The 2,042-nt window shown below is 69.8% G+C and carries 2 protein-coding genes; both read right to left on the reverse strand.

Features of this window, described 5'->3' with window-relative positions:
• The coding region (gene pal, locus FUT87_RS20635; RefSeq protein WP_147242231.1) for a peptidoglycan-associated lipoprotein Pal at window positions 1-515 on the reverse strand (515 nt) is incomplete at its 3' end.
• A gap of 276 nt (window positions 516-791) precedes the next feature.
• Window positions 792-2,042: Tol-Pal system beta propeller repeat protein TolB (gene tolB, locus FUT87_RS20640; RefSeq protein WP_404935425.1), on the reverse strand; the 1,251-nt coding region annotated here is incomplete at its 5' end.

Below are 2,042 nucleotides of genomic sequence, written 5' to 3' on the forward strand. Positions count from 1 at the left end.
TCGACGCGGCGGTTCTTGGCCCAGGCTTCCTCGTTGTGGCCGGTGTCGGCCGGACGCTCCTTGCCGAAGCTCACCGGCTCGACCTGGTTGGCGGCCACGCCCAGCAGCGTCAGCGACTTGGCGACGGCTTCAGCGCGCTTCTGGCCCAGGGCCAGGTTGTACTCGCGGCCGCCGCGCTCGTCGGCATGGCCTTCCAGGCTCAGCGCCAGCGTCTTCTTGTTGTTCAGGCGCTTGGCGTGGTTCTCGATCAGCGAGCGGTACTCGTCCTTGACGACGAAGCTGTCGAAGTCGAAATACACGACGCGCTGGTTGGACACGGCCGCGTCCAGCTGGGCGCCCAGGTCCACCGTCTGCACCGGACGCTGACCGGCGTTGTCGGTGGTCGGCGGGGTCGGGGCGGTGGTCTGCGTCGGGGTCTTGTTCTCGACCGGGGCCGGCTCATCCAGCTTGGTCGAGCTGCAGGCGGTCAGGGCTGCCGCGGCCACCAGGCCAAGCATCAGTTTTTCGATTTTCATGGGCATACGCTCCTATGGGTCAAAGCGGGCGGGGGTTACGGGCAGGACATGGCGGTAGGACTACGCCGCCGGTGAAGCCGCAGGAAACAGCAATTGTGAAGCATCGGCCGACAGGTCCGCGAGGCAGGCCCGCGCGGGCGGCCAGTCGTCCGACACGTCGCGCTCATGGCTCGCACGCGGCGGGCGAAGCGCGACGCCAACGTAGGCAATCCATGTGCCCGGCGTTGCGAAAGCCTCGGGATTCTCGACAGGACGCAAGGCCGGCACCTGTGCCGCTCAGTTCCCGAACGGGCCCCAGGCGGGCTCGCGGATGTCGGAAACCCCGGGCGTGGCGAGCTTGGCCTTGACCTTGCCGTCGAGCGTGGTGGTCATCAGCACGTCGCGGCCGCCGGAGCGGGTCGCGTAGACGATCAGCTTGCCGTTGGGCGCGAAGCTCGGGCTCTCGTCGTCGCTGGTGTCGGTGATCTGCTGCACCTGGCCGCCGGCCAGGTCCATCACGCACAGCTTGAAGGTGCCGCCGCCGACGCGGGTCACGTAGGCCAGCGTGCGGCCGTCCGGGCTGATCGACGGGCTGATGTTGTAGTTGCCGCTGAAGGTCACCCGCTCCGCGCTGCCGCCGCCGGCGGGCATGCGGTAGATCTGCGGGGCGCCGCCGCGGTCGCTGACGAAATAGATCTGCGCGCCGTCGGGCGAGAAGGTCGCTTCCGTGTCGATGGCCGAGGTCTGCGTCAGGCGCTTGGCGCCGGAGCCGTCCTTGTTGATCAGGTACAGCTGGGAGCCGCCCTCGCGGGAGAGCGTCACCACCAGTTGCTGGCCGTTGGGCGAGAACGCCGGCGCGCTGTTGGTGCCGCGGAAGTCGGCGACCTTGCGACGGCGGCCGCTGCGCAGGTCCTGGATCCAGACCACCGCCTTGCGCGACTCGAAGCTGACGTAGGCCACCTCGTTGCCGTCCGGCGACCAGGCTGGCGAGATGATCGCCTCCGGGCTGTTGAGCACGGTCTGCTCGCCCTCGCCGTCAGCGTCGGAGACCCGCAGCGAATAACGCGGGCCGGCCTTGTTCACGTAGACCAGGCGGGTCGCGAAGACGCCGCGCTCGCCGGTGAGCTTCTGGTAGATGGCGTCGGCGATCTTGTGGGCCGCCAGGCGCAGGTCCGCGGCGACCACCGGCACGCTCTCGCTGCCCAGCTCGGTGCCCTTGACGACATCCCACAGCCGGTAGCGCACGTCGAAGCGGCCGTCGGCCAGCCGCGTCGCGGAGCCCGCGGCCAGCGCGTCGGCGGCGCGCGCGCGCCAGTCGACGAACTGGGGCTGGGAGGTCTCGGTCATGCCGGCCTGGCCGGGCACGATGCTGAACTGGCCGCTGCGCTCCAGGTCGGCGCGGATGATCGCCGCCAGCGGCTGGCCGGTGGCCGACTCGTTGTTGAAATCGCTGATCGCGATCGGCAGCCGGGTGGCGCCGACACCGGCGATCTCCACCCGGAACTGGGCCAGCGAAGGCATTGCCACTCCGGCGGCCAGGCCACCGAG

The organism is Mitsuaria sp. TWR114, assembly GCF_007997345.1.